Annotated in this window: 13 protein-coding genes; all 13 read right to left on the reverse strand. The window is 73.5% G+C overall.

Translation table 11 applies throughout. From position 1 onward, the window contains the following. Nucleotides 1-63: 63 nt before the first annotated feature. The 13 genes from ITJ48_RS01750 to pyrR all read right to left on the reverse strand — a co-directional run bounded on the left by ITJ48_RS01750 (nucleotide 64) and on the right by pyrR (nucleotide 15,833). On the reverse strand, nucleotides 64-1,425 hold the full coding sequence (locus ITJ48_RS01750; RefSeq protein ID WP_194612164.1) for a transcription antitermination factor NusB: 1,362 nt from the start codon (nucleotides 1,423-1,425) through the stop codon (nucleotides 64-66). Beyond that, nucleotides 1,422-2,420 carry a methionyl-tRNA formyltransferase gene (locus ITJ48_RS01755; protein WP_194612165.1) on the reverse strand — a complete coding sequence of 333 codons (999 nt, stop codon included), beginning with the start codon at nucleotides 2,418-2,420 and terminating at the stop codon, nucleotides 1,422-1,424. The genes ITJ48_RS01750 and ITJ48_RS01755 overlap by 4 nt, the downstream gene beginning before the upstream one ends. Nucleotides 2,421-2,434: 14 nt before the next feature. Next, on the reverse strand, nucleotides 2,435-4,450 hold the full coding sequence (locus ITJ48_RS01760) for a primosomal protein N' (protein ID WP_370544730.1): 2,016 nt from the start codon (nucleotides 4,448-4,450) through the stop codon (nucleotides 2,435-2,437). A 10-nt stretch (nucleotides 4,451-4,460) separates the two neighbouring features. Then, nucleotides 4,461-5,681 carry a methionine adenosyltransferase gene (gene metK, locus ITJ48_RS01765; protein ID WP_194612166.1) on the reverse strand — a complete coding sequence of 407 codons (1,221 nt, stop codon included), beginning with the start codon at nucleotides 5,679-5,681 and terminating at the stop codon, nucleotides 4,461-4,463. A 194-nt stretch (nucleotides 5,682-5,875) separates the two neighbouring features. Continuing rightward, nucleotides 5,876-6,142 carry a DNA-directed RNA polymerase subunit omega gene (gene rpoZ, locus ITJ48_RS01770; protein WP_123545886.1) on the reverse strand — a complete coding sequence of 89 codons (267 nt, stop codon included), beginning with the start codon at nucleotides 6,140-6,142 and terminating at the stop codon, nucleotides 5,876-5,878. A gap of 60 nt (nucleotides 6,143-6,202) precedes the next feature. Beyond that, complete coding sequence (gmk, locus tag ITJ48_RS01775; RefSeq protein ID WP_123545888.1) at nucleotides 6,203-7,108, reverse strand: guanylate kinase; 906 nt, start codon at nucleotides 7,106-7,108, stop codon at nucleotides 6,203-6,205. Continuing rightward, on the reverse strand, nucleotides 7,105-8,001 hold the full coding sequence (gene pyrF, locus ITJ48_RS01780) for an orotidine-5'-phosphate decarboxylase (RefSeq protein ID WP_194612167.1): 897 nt from the start codon (nucleotides 7,999-8,001) through the stop codon (nucleotides 7,105-7,107). The genes gmk and pyrF overlap by 4 nt, the downstream gene beginning before the upstream one ends. Continuing rightward, nucleotides 7,998-11,273 (reverse strand): carbamoyl-phosphate synthase large subunit, encoded by a 3,276-nt coding sequence (gene carB / locus ITJ48_RS01785; protein WP_194612168.1) that lies wholly within the window; start codon nucleotides 11,271-11,273, stop codon nucleotides 7,998-8,000. Before carB ends, pyrF begins: the two co-directional genes overlap by 4 nt. Continuing rightward, entirely contained in the window at nucleotides 11,273-12,457 is a 1,185-nt protein-coding gene (gene carA, locus ITJ48_RS01790; RefSeq protein ID WP_194612169.1) for a glutamine-hydrolyzing carbamoyl-phosphate synthase small subunit, read from the reverse strand. Before carA ends, carB begins: the two co-directional genes overlap by 1 nt. Then, complete coding sequence (locus ITJ48_RS01795; RefSeq protein WP_194612170.1) at nucleotides 12,450-12,974, reverse strand: hypothetical protein; 525 nt, start codon at nucleotides 12,972-12,974, stop codon at nucleotides 12,450-12,452. The genes carA and ITJ48_RS01795 overlap by 8 nt, the downstream gene beginning before the upstream one ends. Beyond that, nucleotides 12,971-14,341: a dihydroorotase gene (locus ITJ48_RS01800; protein WP_194612171.1), complete on the reverse strand. Its 1,371-nt coding sequence runs from the start codon at nucleotides 14,339-14,341 to the stop codon at nucleotides 12,971-12,973. The genes ITJ48_RS01795 and ITJ48_RS01800 overlap by 4 nt, the downstream gene beginning before the upstream one ends. Next, nucleotides 14,338-15,294, reverse strand: a complete 957-nt coding sequence (locus ITJ48_RS01805) for an aspartate carbamoyltransferase catalytic subunit (RefSeq protein WP_123545898.1) — start codon at nucleotides 15,292-15,294, stop codon at nucleotides 14,338-14,340. The genes ITJ48_RS01800 and ITJ48_RS01805 overlap by 4 nt, the downstream gene beginning before the upstream one ends. After that, a complete protein-coding gene (gene pyrR / locus ITJ48_RS01810) occupies nucleotides 15,291-15,833 on the reverse strand; it encodes a bifunctional pyr operon transcriptional regulator/uracil phosphoribosyltransferase PyrR (RefSeq protein WP_194612172.1) in 543 nt (180 codons plus the stop codon). The genes ITJ48_RS01805 and pyrR overlap by 4 nt, the downstream gene beginning before the upstream one ends. Between the last annotated feature and the right edge of the window lie 20 nt (nucleotides 15,834-15,853).

Below are 15,853 nucleotides of genomic sequence, written 5' to 3' on the forward strand. Positions count from 1 at the left end.
GATCTTACCGGCGACGCGCCTCCTCGGCCCCAGGCCCTCTCGTGCCTCAGGCCCCCTCCTGCGTCAGGCCTCCTTCTGCACCAGGGCGACGAACATGGCGTCCGTGCCCTGGCGGTGGGGCCACAGCTGGACGTAGGGCCTGGAGGCGAGGTCGACCTCGCCCAGGGCGACACGCGCGACCGCCTCGGGGCCGTCGAGCAGCTCCACGTCGTCGCGGCGGCGCAGCCCGGACTCGACGATCGCCCGGGTCTCGGCGAGGTGGGGCGAGCACGTGACGTAGGCGAGCAGGCCGCCGGGCGCGAGCGCGTCGAGGGCGCTGGCGAGGAGGTCGGCCTGGAGGCGGGTGAGCTCGCCCACGTCCGACGGCTGCTTGCGCCAGCGCGCCTCCGGACGACGGCGCAGGGCACCGAGGCCGGTGCACGGCGCGTCGAGCAGGATGCGCTGGTAGCCGCCGGGCTCGTCGACGCCGAAGCGGACGGCGTCGCCCTCGCGGACGTCGACGTCCCCGGGGACGGCCGCGAGGGCCTGACGCACCAGCCCGACGCGGGCCGGGACGAGCTCGTTGGCGACGAGGTGCGCACCGACCCTGGCCGCCTCGGCGGCGAGCAGGGCCGCCTTGCCGCCGGGGCCCGCGCACATGTCGAGCCACCGTTCGCCGGGCGCGGCGTCGTGGTGCCGGCTGAGCAGCAGGGCGGCGAGCTGCGAGCCCTCGTCCTGGACGCGGGCTCGGCCCGTGCGGACGACGGGCTGCTGGGCCGGGTCTCCCCCGGCGCTGACCCGCGCCAGCGGCGAGAGCAGCGCGTCGTCGCCGCCGAGCTCGGACGGCTCCGCGAGTCCGGGCAGGGCGACGAGGCTGACCCTCGGGGGCACGTTGTCGGCGGCCAGCAGGTCGACCAGCTCGTCCTGACGGCCCTCCGCGGCGAGCGAGCGGCGCAGGGCACGGATGACCCACACCGGGTGCGACCACTCGGCGGCGAGCCGGTCGTCGTCGCTCGTCGCGGCGGCGAGCACCCGCTCGCGCCACTCGTCGGGGGTCGAGCGGCCGACCGTCCGGAGGACGCCGTTGACGAAGCCCGTGCCGGCACGGCTGCCGACCTGGCGCGCGAGCTCGACCGACTCGTCGACCGCGGCGTGCGCAGCCACCCGCGTCGACAGCAGCTGGTGGACACCGAGCCGGAGCACGTCGAGCAGGGCCGGGTCGATCGCGTCCGCCGGGCGCCGGGCGGCGAGGGCGACGACGCGGTCGTAGTAGCCCGACATGCGGAGCGTGCCGTAGGTGAGCTCGGTCGCGAGGGCGGCGTCCTGTGCGTCGAGGCCGGCACGGGCGATGCGAGCGGGCAGGAGCAGGTTGGCGTAGGCGTCGTCGTCGGCGACGGCGCGGAGCACGTCGAGGGCGACCTGGCGGGCGGGCTGGACGCGGCTCACGCGGGGGCCTCCTCGTCGGTCGTGGTGGTGCTCGTCACGGGGCTCGTGGTCAGCAGCACGTCGTCGGTCGACGGCAGCCCGCGGCTCCAGTCGGCCCCGGCCATCGGCTTCTTGCCGGGCGGCTGGACGCGGACCAGCTCGAGCGGTGCGGTGCCCGTGCCGACGAGGAGGCGGCGGCCCCGGAGCGCGATCCGCCCCGGTGCCAGGGGCGCGAGGCCCGCCTCGGAGTCGCCGGCTGCGTCGCCGACGTCCGCCGCGCGGAGCTCGAGGACCTTCAGACGGGCGTCGCCGAGAGGGAGGTGCGCGCCCGGCTCGGGCGTCGTGCCCCGCCAGCGGTCGACCACGTCGCCGGCGGGCAGCGAGAGGTCGAGCGCGCCGTCGTCGAGGACGAGCTTGGGAGCGAGGGTCACCTCGCCCACCTGGACCAGGGGCTCGGCCGTGCCCGCGGCTAGTCGGCCGACGACGTCGCCGAGCAGGGCGGCGCCGGTCGTCGCGAGCTCGTCGAGCAGGGCCCCGGCGGTCTCGGTGCCGTCGAGGGGCCGCTCGAGGGTGCCGAGCAGGTCGCCGGCGTCGAGCTCGGGCACGAGCTGGAAGACCACGGCACCCGTGCGCTCGTCGCCGGCCATGAGCGCCCGCTGCACGGGTGCGGCTCCGCGCCAGCGCGGCAGCAGGGAGAAATGCAGGTTGACCCAGCCGAGCCGGGGCGCGGACAGCACCGGCTCGCGCAGGAGGGCCCCGAAGGCGACCACCACCCCGAGGTCGGCGCCCAGGGCGCCGATCCGCTCGGCCACCTCCTCCGTGATCCGCCGCGTCTTGACGACCGGCAGCCCGAGGCGCTCGGCCTCGAGGGCGACCGGCGTCGCGGTGAGGACACGGCGACGGCCCTGGGGCGTGTCGTCGCGGGTGACGACGGCGACCACCTCGTGCTCGCTCGCGGCGAGGGCGGTCAGGGACGGTACGGCGGCCGACGGGCTGCCGGCGAAGACGAGGCGCAAGGGGTTCCTGGAGGTCAGTCGGTGAACGGCTCGACGTCGTCGAACCGCACCCTGAGTGTAGGCAGCCCCCGGCCGCGCCGGGAGCCGATCGCCTTGCGGCGCTCCGTCGCGGCGCGGATGACCTGGGACCGCAGCACCTGCGCGACGTCGTGCCCGCTGGCGTAGTCGAACCGCACGATGGCGCGGACGCCGGCGTCGGGCACGTCGACCGGCCCCAGGGTCTCCTTCCGGACGCCGTCGGGCAGCTCGTCGAGGGCGCGGGCGACGGTCTCGACGCCGCCCGTCACGGTCGCGACGCGGACGGCGGGCGGGAACCGGAGCTCCCGCCGGTCGGCCAGCTCGCCGGACGCGTAGCGAGCCAGTTCCCAGGTCGCGAGCGAGGAGGCGATCGCCCCGCCGACACCGACCAGCACGATCGGCGCACGGCGCGCCGCCAGGGCCGCCGCGTTGGCCCACCAGCGGAGGCAGTCCTCGGCGACCCGGAGGCTCTCCCGCGCGAGCATCCGCTCGCCGTCGAGCAGCAGGACGGCGCGGTAGCCGCCGGGGGCGATCGGCTCGGCCCCCCGGGTCGCGACGACGATCGCGGGCTCGGCGTCGACGTGCGTCACCTGGCGCGAGCCGTCGGACACGATGACGCGGACCCCCGGGAACGCCTTGCCGAGCTCGTCGGCGGTGCGGGACGCGCCCGTGCCGACCGACTTCATCGCCGTGCCCTCGCAGGTCGAGCATCGCCAGCCCACGGCGAGGGCGCCGCACCACGAGCAGGCCGGCTGGGCGCCCTGCGCGCGCTGGACGAGCGGGCCGCCGCAGCGCGTGCACCGGGCCGTGTCGCCGCACTCGGTGCAGGCCAGGCGCGGCGAGTAGCCGGGGTGGGCCACCTGCACCAGCACCGGCCCGTGCTCGACCGCGGCCCGCGCCTCCGTCCAGGCCGTCGAGGGGATGCGCGCCTGGGCGGCGAAGCCGTCCTGGGCCGCCTGCTGGGACGTGGGCACGACGTGGGGCTGGTAGCGGGGGTCGGGGCGGACCTCGGCGAGGAAGCCGATCTCGACGAGTCGCTGCACGTCGGTGCTCCGCGCGTGGCCGAGGAACACGAGCGCGGTCTGCTGCTGGGACTGCCGCACCAGCGCGGTGTCCCGCGCGTGCACGTACGGGCTCAACGGCTCGCCCATCAGGGGGTCGCCGTCGTCGAAGACGACGATCAGGCCGAGACGCGCCGACGGCGCGAGGAGCACGGACCGGTTGCCGACGAGGACGAGCGGCTGGTCGCCCCTCGCCCGCAGCACCGAGCGGTAGCGGTCGGCGTTCGACTGCTTCGAGTCGAGCCGGACCACGCTCTCCGCGGGGAGCAGCGCGGCCAGGGCCCGCAGCACCTGGTCCTCGTCCCGGTGGTCGGGCACGGCGACGACCGCGTTCTCGCCGGCGGCCAGGGCCACCGTCGCGAGCTGGGCGACCGTGACGGCCCACCGGCCGACCCACGAGCCGTCGGGCAGCTCGTCGAGCAGCGGCACGGCGTCGACGGCGGCGCGGCCGCGGGCCGCGACGATGCCCGCCAGCTGGTCGGCGCCGTAGCCGGTGACGTCGGAGGCGACGACGACGGGGTGCGAGACCGTCACGCCCGACTCGGCGGCGGCCGTCGCGGCCGCGAGCACCTGCTTCTCGACCCTCGCCTGGCGGGGCGGCACGGCCAGGCGCAGCACGTCGCTCGCGGAGCCGCCCGCACGGTCGGCCACGGCCCTGGCCAGGGCGTACACCTCGGGCGCGAGGACGGAGGCGGTCGAGACGATCGCCTCGACCTCGCTCAGCTCGCCCCCGTGCGCCGACGACTCGACGACCTCGACCACGAACCCGTCCGCGATGCGCCCGGCCGACCGGAGCGGGACCTTGACCCGGATGCCGGGCACGACGTCGTCGCGCAGGTGCGACGGGACGGCGTAGTCGAAGAGCCGGTCGAGCTGCGGCAGCGGCGACTCGACCAGCACCCGCGCCACGGCGCGCGGTGACGGCCACTCGCTCGCGACGGGCACGGTCACGGGCGACGGGTCAGAGACCGGCGGCAGCCCGGAGCGCGTCGACGCGGTCGAGGGCCTCCCAGGTGAACTCGGGCAGCTCACGGCCGAAGTGGCCGTAGGTCGACGTCGCCGCGTAGATCGGCCGCAGCAGGTCGAGGTCGCGGATGATCGCCGCAGGCCTCAGGTCGAAGACCGCCTTGACGGCGTCGATGATCACGTCGTCGGCCACGTGGCCGGTGCCGAACGTCTCGACGTAGAGCCCGACGGGGGCCGCCCGGCCGATGGCGTAGGCGATCTGCAGCTCGATGCGGTCGGCCAGGCCCGCCGCGACGGCGTTCTTGGCGACCCAGCGCATGGCGTAGGCGGCCGAGCGGTCGACCTTCGACGGGTCCTTGCCCGAGAACGCGCCGCCCCCGTGGCGGCTCGCGCCGCCGTAGGTGTCGACGATGATCTTGCGGCCGGTGAGGCCGGCGTCGCCCTGCGGGCCGCCGATCTCGAAGCGACCCGTCGGGTTGATGATGAAGCGCGTGTCGGTCGAGTCGAGCCCGGCCTCGTCGAGCACCGGCCGCACGACGTGGGCGATCACGTCGGCCTCGAGCTGCTCGGTGGAGACGCTCGGCGAGTGCTGGGTGGAGACGACGACCGTGTCGACGGTCCGCGGGACGACGCCGTCGTAGCCGACCGTGACCTGGGTCTTGCCGTCGGGCCGCAGGTAGTCGAGCTCGCCGCTCTTGCGGACGTGAGCCAACCGCTCCGCCAGCCGGTGGGCCAGCCACACCGGCAGGGGCATGTACTGCGGCGTCTCGTTGGTGGCGTAGCCGAACATGATGCCCTGGTCGCCGGCGCCCTGGCGGTCGAGGGCGTCGTCGGACGTGCCGCCCCGCGCCTCCAGCGCCGTGTCGACGCCCTGGGCGATGTCGGGCGACTGGGCGCCGATGGACACCTCGACGCCGCAGGTGCGACCGTCGAAGCTGACGGCCGACGAGTCGTAGCCGATGCCGACGATGAGGTCGCGGACGATCGTGGGGATGTCGACGTAGCCCTTGGTGGTGACCTCGCCCGCCACGTGGACGAGCCCGGTCGTGACCATCGTCTCGACGGCGACCCGGCTCTGCGGGTCGACCGCGAGCAGCGCGTCGAGGATGCCGTCGGAGATCTGGTCGCAGATCTTGTCGGGGTGGCCCTCGGTGACCGACTCCGACGTGAAGAGCCGGAGGCTCGTCGGTGCGGTCGCGGTGCTGGCGGATGTCACGTCGGAAGGGGTCACAGGGGCTCCGGGGTCGAGGTCGGGGGTGAGGGCGTCAGGCGTCGTCGGACGCGGCGAGGCCCCGCGGGACGGTCTCCCAGGGGGCCTCGTTCGATGCTACGGCCGGCCGCCGACAGTGACGTCGGACGACGCCGGCGTCGTTCGACTCGTACGTCGGACGACGGGCAGCCGTGCCGCGACTACTCCGCGGCGGCGGGCAGGGGCTTGGCCTCGAGCTTGTCCTCGTTGATCTCGTGCATCGCGACGGAGAGGGGCTTGTCGTCGATGGTGCTGTCGACGAGCGGGCCGACGTTGTCGAAGAGGCTTCCCTCGTGCAGGTCGGCGTAGTAGTCGTTGATCTGACGCGCGCGCTTCGACGCGAAGATGACGAGCGCGTACTTCGACTCGACCTTCGAGAGCAGCTCGTCGATGGGCGGATCGATGATGCCCTTGTTCTTGTCGGCCATGGTCACTCCTCGTTGTGGGGTTCTGTCAGGCACCGGCAGGTGCAGAGATCGGGGCGCGAGTCACGCCCGTGGGCGTGCGTCCTCGGGCGCAGTCATCAATTCTACGACCTCGCGGGCCGCTTCGGGCACGTCGTGGTTCACGACCTTCACGTCGAACTCGTCCTGGGCCGCCAGCTCGACCTTCGCGGTCTCGAGTCGGCGCTGCTGCTCGGCCGCGTCCTCCGTGCCCCGGCCGATCAGCCGGCGGACGAGTTCGTCCCACGTGGGCGGCAGGAGGAAGACGAGGACGGCCTCGGGCATGGCCGTGCGGACGAGGCGCGCGCCCTGGAGGTCGATCTCGAGCAGGACGCTCCGCCCGGCCTGCAGCGCGGCGTCGATCGGGGGCCGCGGCGTGCCGTAGCGGTACGAGTTGTGCACGGTGGCCCACTCGAGCAGCTCGCGCTCGCGGATCATGCGGTCGAACTCGGCGTCGTCGACGAAGTAGTAGTGCACGCCGTCGACCTCGCCGGGACGCGGGGCCCGGGTGGTCGCGGAGATGGAGAGGTGCACGTCGGGGTAGTTCTCGCGGATGTGGGTCGACACCGTGCCCTTGCCGACGGCCGTGGGCCCGGCGAGGACGACGAGTCGCGATCGCACGCGCCCCCTGGCCTCGCGGACGGCGAGCCAGTCGCCGAGGATGCGACGCTGCCGGACGCCGAGGCCGCCGACGCGCTTCGACTCGGCGATGCCGAGGTCAGTCATGATGCGGGCGACCCGGGTGGGCCCGATGCCGGGGATGCTCGTGAGGAGCTCACGGACGCGCAGCGTCGCCTCGGGCGCCGTCGGCTCGCCGGCCCAGGCAGCCTCCGCGACGTCGAGCGCGGTGCGCCGTCGCTCGGCGACGGAGGCCTTGACGGCGGCGCGGGCACGACGGGCGGCGACCGCGGCCCTGGCGGCGGCGGCGCGGTCGACCGGCGGCGGGGTCATCCGAGGCACGAGCGCACCTCCTCCGCGGCGTCGCGGACGGCAGCGGCCATCCCGTCGGGGCCGGCCGCGAGGACGCCCCGGGAGGTCGAGACGAGGACGGTGCGTGCCGCCGCGCCGTAGAGGGCCGTCAGGTCGGAGACGCGAGCCCCCTGGTGGCCGAAGCCGGGGGCGAGGACGGGAACGCCGGTCAGCGCCGCCGTGTCGATGCCGTACGACGCGAGGTCGACGGTCGCCCCGAGCACGAGGCCCACGGAGCCGAGTCGGGTCTCCCCCGCTGCCTGGTCGTCGTCTCGCACTTGGTCGACGATACCTGCCGCCAGGGTCCGTGACGTGCCGCCGGGGCCGGCGACGCGCGCGGTCTGCCCGGCCCGCGCCTCCGGGTTGGAGGTCGCCGCGAGGACGAAGACGCCTGCGCCGACCTGACGGGCCCGGTCGATCGTGCTGCGGAGCGAGTCGAAGCCGAGGTACGGGGACACCGTCAGGGCGTCGACCCTGAGGGGCGAGTCGGGCGCGAACCAGGCCTCGGCGTAGCCGTCCATCGTGCTGCCGACGTCGCCGCGCTTGGCGTCGCCGATCACGATCAGCCCGGCGTCCCTGGCGGCTGCCAGGACGTCCTCGAGCGCGGCGAAGCCGGCGGAGCCCCAGCGCTCGAAGAAGGCGACCTGGGGCTTCACGACCCCGGCCGACCCGGCGGTCGCCTCGACCGCGCGCAGGCCGAGCTCGCGCACGCCGGCCGCGCTGGTCGGCAGCCCCCACGCGTCGAGCAGCCAGGCGTGCGGGTCGATGCCGACGCAGAGGCCGCCGGACGTCTCGAGGACGTCGGCGAGGCGAGAGCCGAAGGAGGCGCCCGCCCCGCCGGCCGGGACCGCAGCGGCGACGGAGGCGCCCGTCACCGCCGTGCCGCCCGCGCCAGACCGTAGTCCTGCAGGCTCGTGACCTCGAACGGCGTGTGGATGGCCTCGATCGAGGCCACCGCCGCGCCGAGCTGCGCGATGGTCGTGAAGAGGGCCTTGTCGGCCGCGACGGTGGCCGCGCGGATCTCGTAGCCGTCCGCGCGGGCGCTCGAGCCGCTCGGCGTGTTGATCACGATGTCGACCTCGTCGCGGTTGATCAGGTCGACGACGCTCTCGCCGCCGGCGCTGAACTTGCCGACGATCTCGGCCGCGATCCCGTTGCGGATGAGCACGGTCGCGGTGCCCTCGGTCGCGAGCACGCGGAAGCCGAGCTGCTGGAGGCGCAACACCGGCAGCACGATGGCGCGCTTGTCGCGGTCGGCGACGCTGACGAAGACGGTGCCCGTCGTGGGCAGCCCGCCGTACGCCGCCGTCTGGCTCTTCGCGAAGGCACGGGGGAAGTCCCGGTCGATGCCCATCACCTCGCCGGTCGAGCGCATCTCGGGGCTGAGGACGCTGTCGACGACCTGGCCCTCCTTCGTGCGGAAGCGCTTGAACGGGAGCACCGCCTCCTTGACCGAGATCGGGGAGTCGAGCGGCACGTCCGAGCCGTCCTGGGCGGGCAGCAGCCCGCTCTCGACGAGCTCGCGGATGCTCTGGCCGACCATGACGAGCGACGCCGCCTTGGCGAGCGGGATGCCGAGCGCCTTCGAGACGAACGGCACCGTGCGGCTCGCCCGGGGGTTCGCCTCGATCACGTAGAGGACGCCGGCCGCGATCGCGAACTGGACGTTGAGCAGGCCGCGGACTCCGATGCCCTCGGCGATGGCGAGCGTGGCCTCGCGGACGCGGTCGATCTCGCCCTTGCCGAGCGTCACCGGCGGCAGGGTGCAGCTCGAGTCGCCCGAGTGGATGCCCGCCTCCTCGATGTGCTCCATGACGCCGCCGACGTAGAGCTCGGTGCCGTCGTAGAGGGCGTCGACGTCGATCTCCACGGCGTCGTCCAGGAACCGGTCGACGAGCAGGGGCGCGTCCGGGCCGATGATCGCCTGGTCGCTCACGCGGACGAAGTAGTCGGCGAGGGAGGGGCTGTCGTAGACGATCTCCATGCCGCGGCCGCCGAGCACGTACGAGGGGCGGACGAGCACGGGGTAGCCGATCTCCTCCGCGACGGCGACGGCGGTCTCGTAGTCGGTCGCGGTGCCGTTGCGGGGGGCCAGCAGGCCGGCCTCGTCCAGGATCGCGGAGAACAGACCCCTCTCTTCAGCGGAGTCGATGGCGTCGGGCGAGGTGCCGAGGATGGGGACGCCCGCCGCCTCGAGGCCCTTGGACAGGCCCAGGGCGGTCTGGCCGCCGAGCTGCACGACGACGCCGACGAGCTCACCGCTGACGGACTCGGCGTGCACGACCTCGAGGACGTCCTCGAGGGTGAGCGGCTCGAAGTAGAGCCGGTCGCTCGTGTCGTAGTCGGTCGAGACCGTCTCGGGGTTGCAGTTGACCATGATCGTCTCGTAGCCCGCGTCGCTCAGGGCGAAGCTGGCGTGCACGCACGAGTAGTCGAACTCGACCCCCTGGCCGATCCGGTTCGGGCCCGAGCCGAGGATGATCACCTTGCGGCGGTCGCTCGGCGCGACCTCGGTCTCGAGGTCGTAGCTCGAGTAGTGGTACGGGGTGAGCGCGGGGAACTCGCCCGCGCAGGTGTCGACGGTCTTGAACACGGGGCGGACGCCGAGCGACCAGCGCAGCTCGCGCACCTCCTGCTCGCCGAGCCCGCGCAGCTGGCCGATCTGCACGTCGCTGAAGCCGTGGTCCTTGGCATGTGCGAACAGGTCGGCGTCGAGCTCGGGCGCGGCGGCGATCTCGTCCGCGACCTCGTTGATCAGGACGACCTGGTCGATGAACCAGGGGTCGATCGCGGTCGAGTCGAAGACCTGCTCGGCCGTGGCGCCGGCGCGGAGGGCCTGCTGGACGGTGACGATGCGGCCGTCGGTGGGCGTGTGCGCCAGCGTGAGCAGCGCCTCCCGGTCGCCGGGCTCGCCCTCCCAGTGGAAGCTGGACCCGCGCTTCTCGAGCGAGCGCAGCGACTTCTGCAGCGCCTGGGCGAAGTTGCGGCCGATGGCCATGGCCTCGCCGACGCTCTTCATCGTCGTGCTGAGCGTCGTGTCGGCCGCGGGGAACTTCTCGAAGGCGAACCGCGGCACCTTGACGACCACGTAGTCCAGGGTGGGCTCGAAGGAGGCGGGCGTCACCTTGGTGATGTCGTTCGGGATCTCGTCGAGGCGGTACCCGAGGGCCAGCTTCGCGGCGATCTTGGCGATGGGGAAGCCCGTCGCCTTCGACGCCAGCGCGCTGGAGCGCGAGACGCGCGGGTTCATCTCGATGACGATGACGCGGCCGTCGGCCGGGTCGATCGCGAACTGGATGTTGCAGCCTCCGGTGTCGACGCCCACCCGACGGATGATGTCGATCGAGATGTCGCGGAGGTTCTGGTACTCGCGGTCGGTCAGGGTGAGCGCGGGCGCGACCGTGATCGAGTCGCCCGTGTGCACGCCGACCGGGTCGACGTTCTCGATCGAGCAGACGACGACCGTGTTGTCGGCCGTGTCGCGCATCATCTCGAGCTCGTACTCCTTCCAGCCGAGGATGCTCTCCTCGAGCAGGACCTCGGTGGTGGGGCTCTGGTGCAGGCCGTCGGTCACCATGCGGACGAGCTCGTCGCGGGTGTACGCGAAGCCCGAGCCGAGGCCGCCCATCGTGAACGACGGACGGATGACGAGCGGGTAGCCGAGGTCCTCGGCGAAGTCGACCGCCTCCTCGACGGTGTGCGCGATGTAGGACTTCGCGACGTCGGCGCCCGACTCGAGCACCAGCTCCTTGAAGAGCTGTCGGTCCTCGCCCTTCTGGATCGCCTCGACCTTGGCGCCGATCAGCTCGACGCCGTGCTTGGCGAGGATGCCCTCCTCGTCGAGCGCGATGGCGGCGTTGAGCGCCGTCTGGCCGCCGAGGGTCGGCAGGATGGCGTCGGGCCTCTCCTTGACGATGATCGCCTCGAGGACCTCGGACGTGATGGGCTCGACGTAGGTGGCGTCGGCGAAGTCGGGGTCGGTCATGATCGTGGCCGGGTTCGGGTTCACGAGGATGACGCGCACGCCCTCCTCGCGGAGGACGCGGCACGCCTGGGTGCCCGAGTAGTCGAACTCGGCCGCCTGGCCGATGACGATCGGCCCGGAGCCGATGACGAGGACCGAGTTGATGTCTGCGCGCTTGGGCATCAGTTGCTGCTTTCGAGGTCGGAGCCGAAGTCGACGGGCTGGCCGGACTTGCGTGCCACGACCGCCTCGCGGAAGCGGTCGAAGAGGTGGTTGCTGTCGTGGGGCCCGGCCGCCGCCTCGGGGTGGTACTGCACGGAGAAGGCCGGGATGTCGAGGGCGCGGAGGCCCTCGACGACGTTGTCGTTGAGGCTGAAGTGGCTGACCTCGACGCGGCCGAAGCCGGCGGGCGAGTCGAGCACGCCCTCGACGGGCGCGTCGACCGCGAAGCCGTGGTTCTGGCTCGTGATCTCGACCTTGCCGGTCGTCTTGTCGAGCACCGGCTGGTTGATGCCGCGGTGGCCGAAGGGCAGCTTGTACGTGTCGAAGCCGAGCGCCCGGCCGAACAGTTGGTTGCCGAAGCAGATGCCGAAGTAGGGCAGGCCGTCGCGGAGGGCGCCGCGCAGCAGCTCGACCTGGGCGTCGCTGGCCGCGGGGTCGCCGGGGCCGTTCGAGAAGAAGAGGGCGTCGGGCGCGAGGGCGCGGAGCTGCTCGGGCGTCGTGTCCTGCGGGAGGACGTGCACGCGGAAGCCGCGCTGCGCGAGGTAGCGCAGCGTCGACGTCTTGACCCCCAGGTCGAGCACCGCGACCGAGCCGACGAGCTCGCCCTCGGCCTCGAGCACGTAGGGCTCGACGGTCGAGACCTGGCTCGAGAGGCTGAGGCCGCGCATGTCGGCCGAGCCTCGCACGAGGGCGAGCTGCTCGTCGTCGCCGAGCTCGGCGTCGGCCCCGCTGAACACGCCGCCCCGCATCGAGCCGACGTCGCGGAGTCGACGGGTCAGCGCGCGGGTGTCGATGCCGCGGATGCCCACGACGCCGTCGGCGACGAGCTGGTCGTCGAGGCTGCCCTGGGCTCGGTGGTTCGAGACGACGCGGCTGGCGTCGCGGACGACGAAGCCCGAGACCCAGATGCGACGCGACTCGGGGTCTTCGTCGTTGACGCCGGTGTTGCCGATGTGCGGGGCCGTCATGACGACGATCTGACCCGCGTAGGACGGGTCGGTGAGGGTCTCCTGGTAGCCGGTCATGCCGGTGGCGAAGACGGTCTCCCCGAGCGTCCGCCCGACGGCGCCGTAGGCGCGGCCGGCGTAGCGGGTCCCGTCTTCGAGCACCAGGACGGCCCGGGTGGTGGTGGACGCGTCAGTCAATGGTCTGCTCTCCTGTGGTGGTGCCGGCCGTGGGGGCCGAGGTCGTGATGGTGCGGACGGCGTCGACGAGCGGGCGGGGGTCGTCCGTGACGCGCAGGTAGGTGTCGACGTCGGTGTCGCCGAGGCTCCAGGCGACGAGCACGAGCCCGTCGGTCTCGACCACGCGGTCGATGGTCCAGGTGGCTCGGCCGACGTCGCGGATCGAGGAGGCGCGGATCAGCTTCGCGGGCTCGCCCGCGATCTCGAGGCGCACGCCCTCCCGGTGCACCGAGATGACGGCCCGGCCCCGGAAACCGAGCCCGCCGACCACGATCCGGTCGAGCGGGTCGCCCGCCCGGGTCGTCGCGACGTAGAAGCCGTCGTGCTCGACGAGGGCCGGCGACAGGGAGTCGGGGGCCGTCTCGGGGAGGGCGATGTCCGCCTGCCGCCGACCTCGGGCGCGCCAGGAGCGGACCATGAGGAGGACGACGAAGACGAGCAGGACGAGGATGCCCGCACCGATCACCCAGCGGTTCACGGGGCACCCGCGGGCTCGGGGGCGGCCAGCACAGCCGCCGCGGCCACGCGGGCGGCTCGGTCGGCGATCTCGCGCTCGTCCACGACGAGGCCGTCACGGACGGTGGCGTAGCCCTGGTGCAGGGTCGAGACGACCTGCCCGGGCAACGTGTGCCCGAGGAAGGGCGAGTTGCGGCTGCGGCCCGCGAGGTGCTCGGTGCCGAAGGTCCTGCTCACCCCTCGATCGTAGAGGGTCAGCTCGGCGGGCTCCCCGACGGCCAGCGGTCGTCCGTGCCCCTCGACCTGCCCGATGCGCGCCGGGGCGACCGACAGCACGCGGGCCACGTCCGCCCAGCCGATCAGGCCCGTCTCGACCATCGTCCGGTGCACGACGGAGAGGGCGCTCTCGAGGCCGACCATGCCGTTCGCGGCGGCGTCCCACTCGCAGTGCTTCGCCTCCGAGGTGTGCGGGGCGTGGTCGGTGGCGACGATGTCGACCGTGCCGTCGGCGAGGGCCGCGCGGAGCGCCTCCACGTCCTCCGCCCGGCGGAGCGGCGGGTTGACCTTGTAGCGCGAGTCGTAGCTCGAGACCAGGTCCTCGGTGAGGAGGAGGTGGTGCGGCGTGACCTCGGCGGTCACGTCGATGCCCCGTGCCTTGGCCCAGCGGACGACCTCGACGCTGCCCGCCGTCGAGACGTGGCAGACGTGCAGGCGGGCGCCGACGTGGTCGGCGAGCAGGACGTCGCGGGCGATGATCGACTCCTCGGCGACGGCGGGCCAGCCGCCGAGGCCGAGCTCGGCCGAGAGGGCACCCTCGTTCATCTGGGCCCCCTCGGTGAGGCGCGGCTCCTGCGCGTGCTGGGCCACGACTCCCCCGAAGCCCTTGACGTACTCGAGCGCACGGCGCATCAGCAGGGGGTCGGAGACGCAGTGGCCGTCGTCGGAGAACACGCGGACGGCCGCGCGGGACCGTGCCATGGCGCCGATCTCGGAGAGCCGGCGACCCTCGAGGCCCTGGGTGACGGCGCCGATCGGCCGGACCGTGACGTAGCCGGCTCGCTCGCCGAGGGCCTGGACCTGCTCGACGACGCCCGCGGTGTCGGCGACCGGCGACGAGTTGGCCATGGCGTTGACCGCGGTGAACCCGCCGGCGGCAGCCGCGCGGGACCCGGTGAGGACGGTCTCGGCTCCCTCGCCGCCCGGCTCGCGGAGGTGCGTGTGCAGGTCGACGAGGCCGGGCAGCGCGAGCAGGCCGTCGGCGTCGATCACCTCGGCGCCGGCGGCGCTGAGGCCGGAGCCGAGCTCGACGACGACCCCGTCGCGGACGAGGACGTCGGTGCGGGTGCCGTCGACGGTCTCGACGGCGCGGATCAGGTGGGTGGTGGTCACAGGGAGTCCTCCCGGTCGCCGGCGAGTGTGAGGTAGAGCACGGCCATCCGGACGGCCACGCCGTTGCCGACCTGCTCGCGCACGGTCGAGCGGGGCGAGTCGGCGGCGTCGTCGCCGATCTCGAGGCCGCGGTTCATCGGGCCGGGGTGCATGACGAGCGCCGCGGGCGGCAGGGACCGGAAGCGCGCCGCCCCGAGGCCCCAGGAACGGGCGTACTCGCGGGCGTTGGGGAAGAACGCCTCGGCCATGCGCTCCTGCTGGATGCGCAGCATCATGACCACGTCGGGCTGCACCCGGGCGATCGCCTCGTCGAGGTCGTAGTGCACGTCGACGCCCAGGCGGCTCACGTCGACCGGAAGGAGCGTGGGAGGCGCCACCACGGTCACGTGGGCCCCCAGGGTCCGCAGCAGCCACGCGTTGGACCGCGCGACCCGCGAATGCAGGATGTCGCCGACGATCAGCACCTCCAGGCCGTCGAGGTCGCGGCCGCGGCTCGCGTCGCCGTGGACCCGACGACGCATCGTGAAGGCGTCGAGCAGGGCCTGCGTCGGGTGCTCGTGCGTGCCGTCGCCCGCGTTGACGATCCCGGCGTCGACCCAGCCGCTGTCCGCGAGTACACGGGGAGCCCCGGACGCCGGGTGCCGGATGACGATGCCGTCGGCGCCCATCGCGGCCAGCGTCTGGGCCGTGTCCTTGAGGGACTCGCCCTTCGAGACGCTCGATCCCTTCGCGGCGAAGTTGATCACGTCGGCGCTGAGGCGCTTGGCCGCCGCCTCGAACGAGATGCGGGTGCGGGTGCTGTCCTCGTAGAAGAGGTTCACGACGGTCGTGCCGCGCAGGGTCGGCAGCTTCTTGACCTGACGGGTCGAGACGTCGGCCATGTCCTCCGCGACGTCGAGGATCCGCAGGGCGTCGTCGCGACCGAGGTCGGCGGTGCTGAGGAGGTGCTTCACGAGTCGGCACCGCCCTCGATGGCGACGAGCTCGTCGTCGTCGACGCCGTGCAGCCGGACGAAGATGCGCTCGGACGCCGACGTGGGCAGGTTCTTGCCCACGAAGTCGGCGCGGATCGGGAGCTCGCGGTGGCCCCGGTCCACGAGCACGGCGAGGCGGACGGCCCGGGGGCGTCCCAGCGCGCTGAGGGCGTCGAGGGCGGCGCGGATGGTCCGGCCCGAGTAGAGCACGTCGTCGACGAGCACCACGGTCGCGCCGTCGATGCCGCCGTCGGGCAGACGGGTGGGCTGGCTGGCCCGCGTCGGGTTGCGGCGCAGGTCGTCGCGGTACATGGTCACGTCGACGGAGCCGGTCGGGACGGCGACGCCGGAGATCGACGAGAGCTGGGCACCGATCCGCTCGGCGAGGACGACGCCTCGCGTGGGGATGCCCAGGACGACGAGGCCGTCGGGGCCCCGGTTCGACTCGAGGACCTCGTGGGAGATGCGCGTCAGGGCGCGCGTGATGTCAGCCTGACTCAGCACGGTGCGTGTGCTCAATCGGACCTCCTTCCCCGCCT

The organism is Frigoribacterium sp. VKM Ac-2530 (assembly GCF_015350835.1).
Lineage (GTDB): Bacteria > Actinomycetota > Actinomycetes > Actinomycetales > Microbacteriaceae > Frigoribacterium.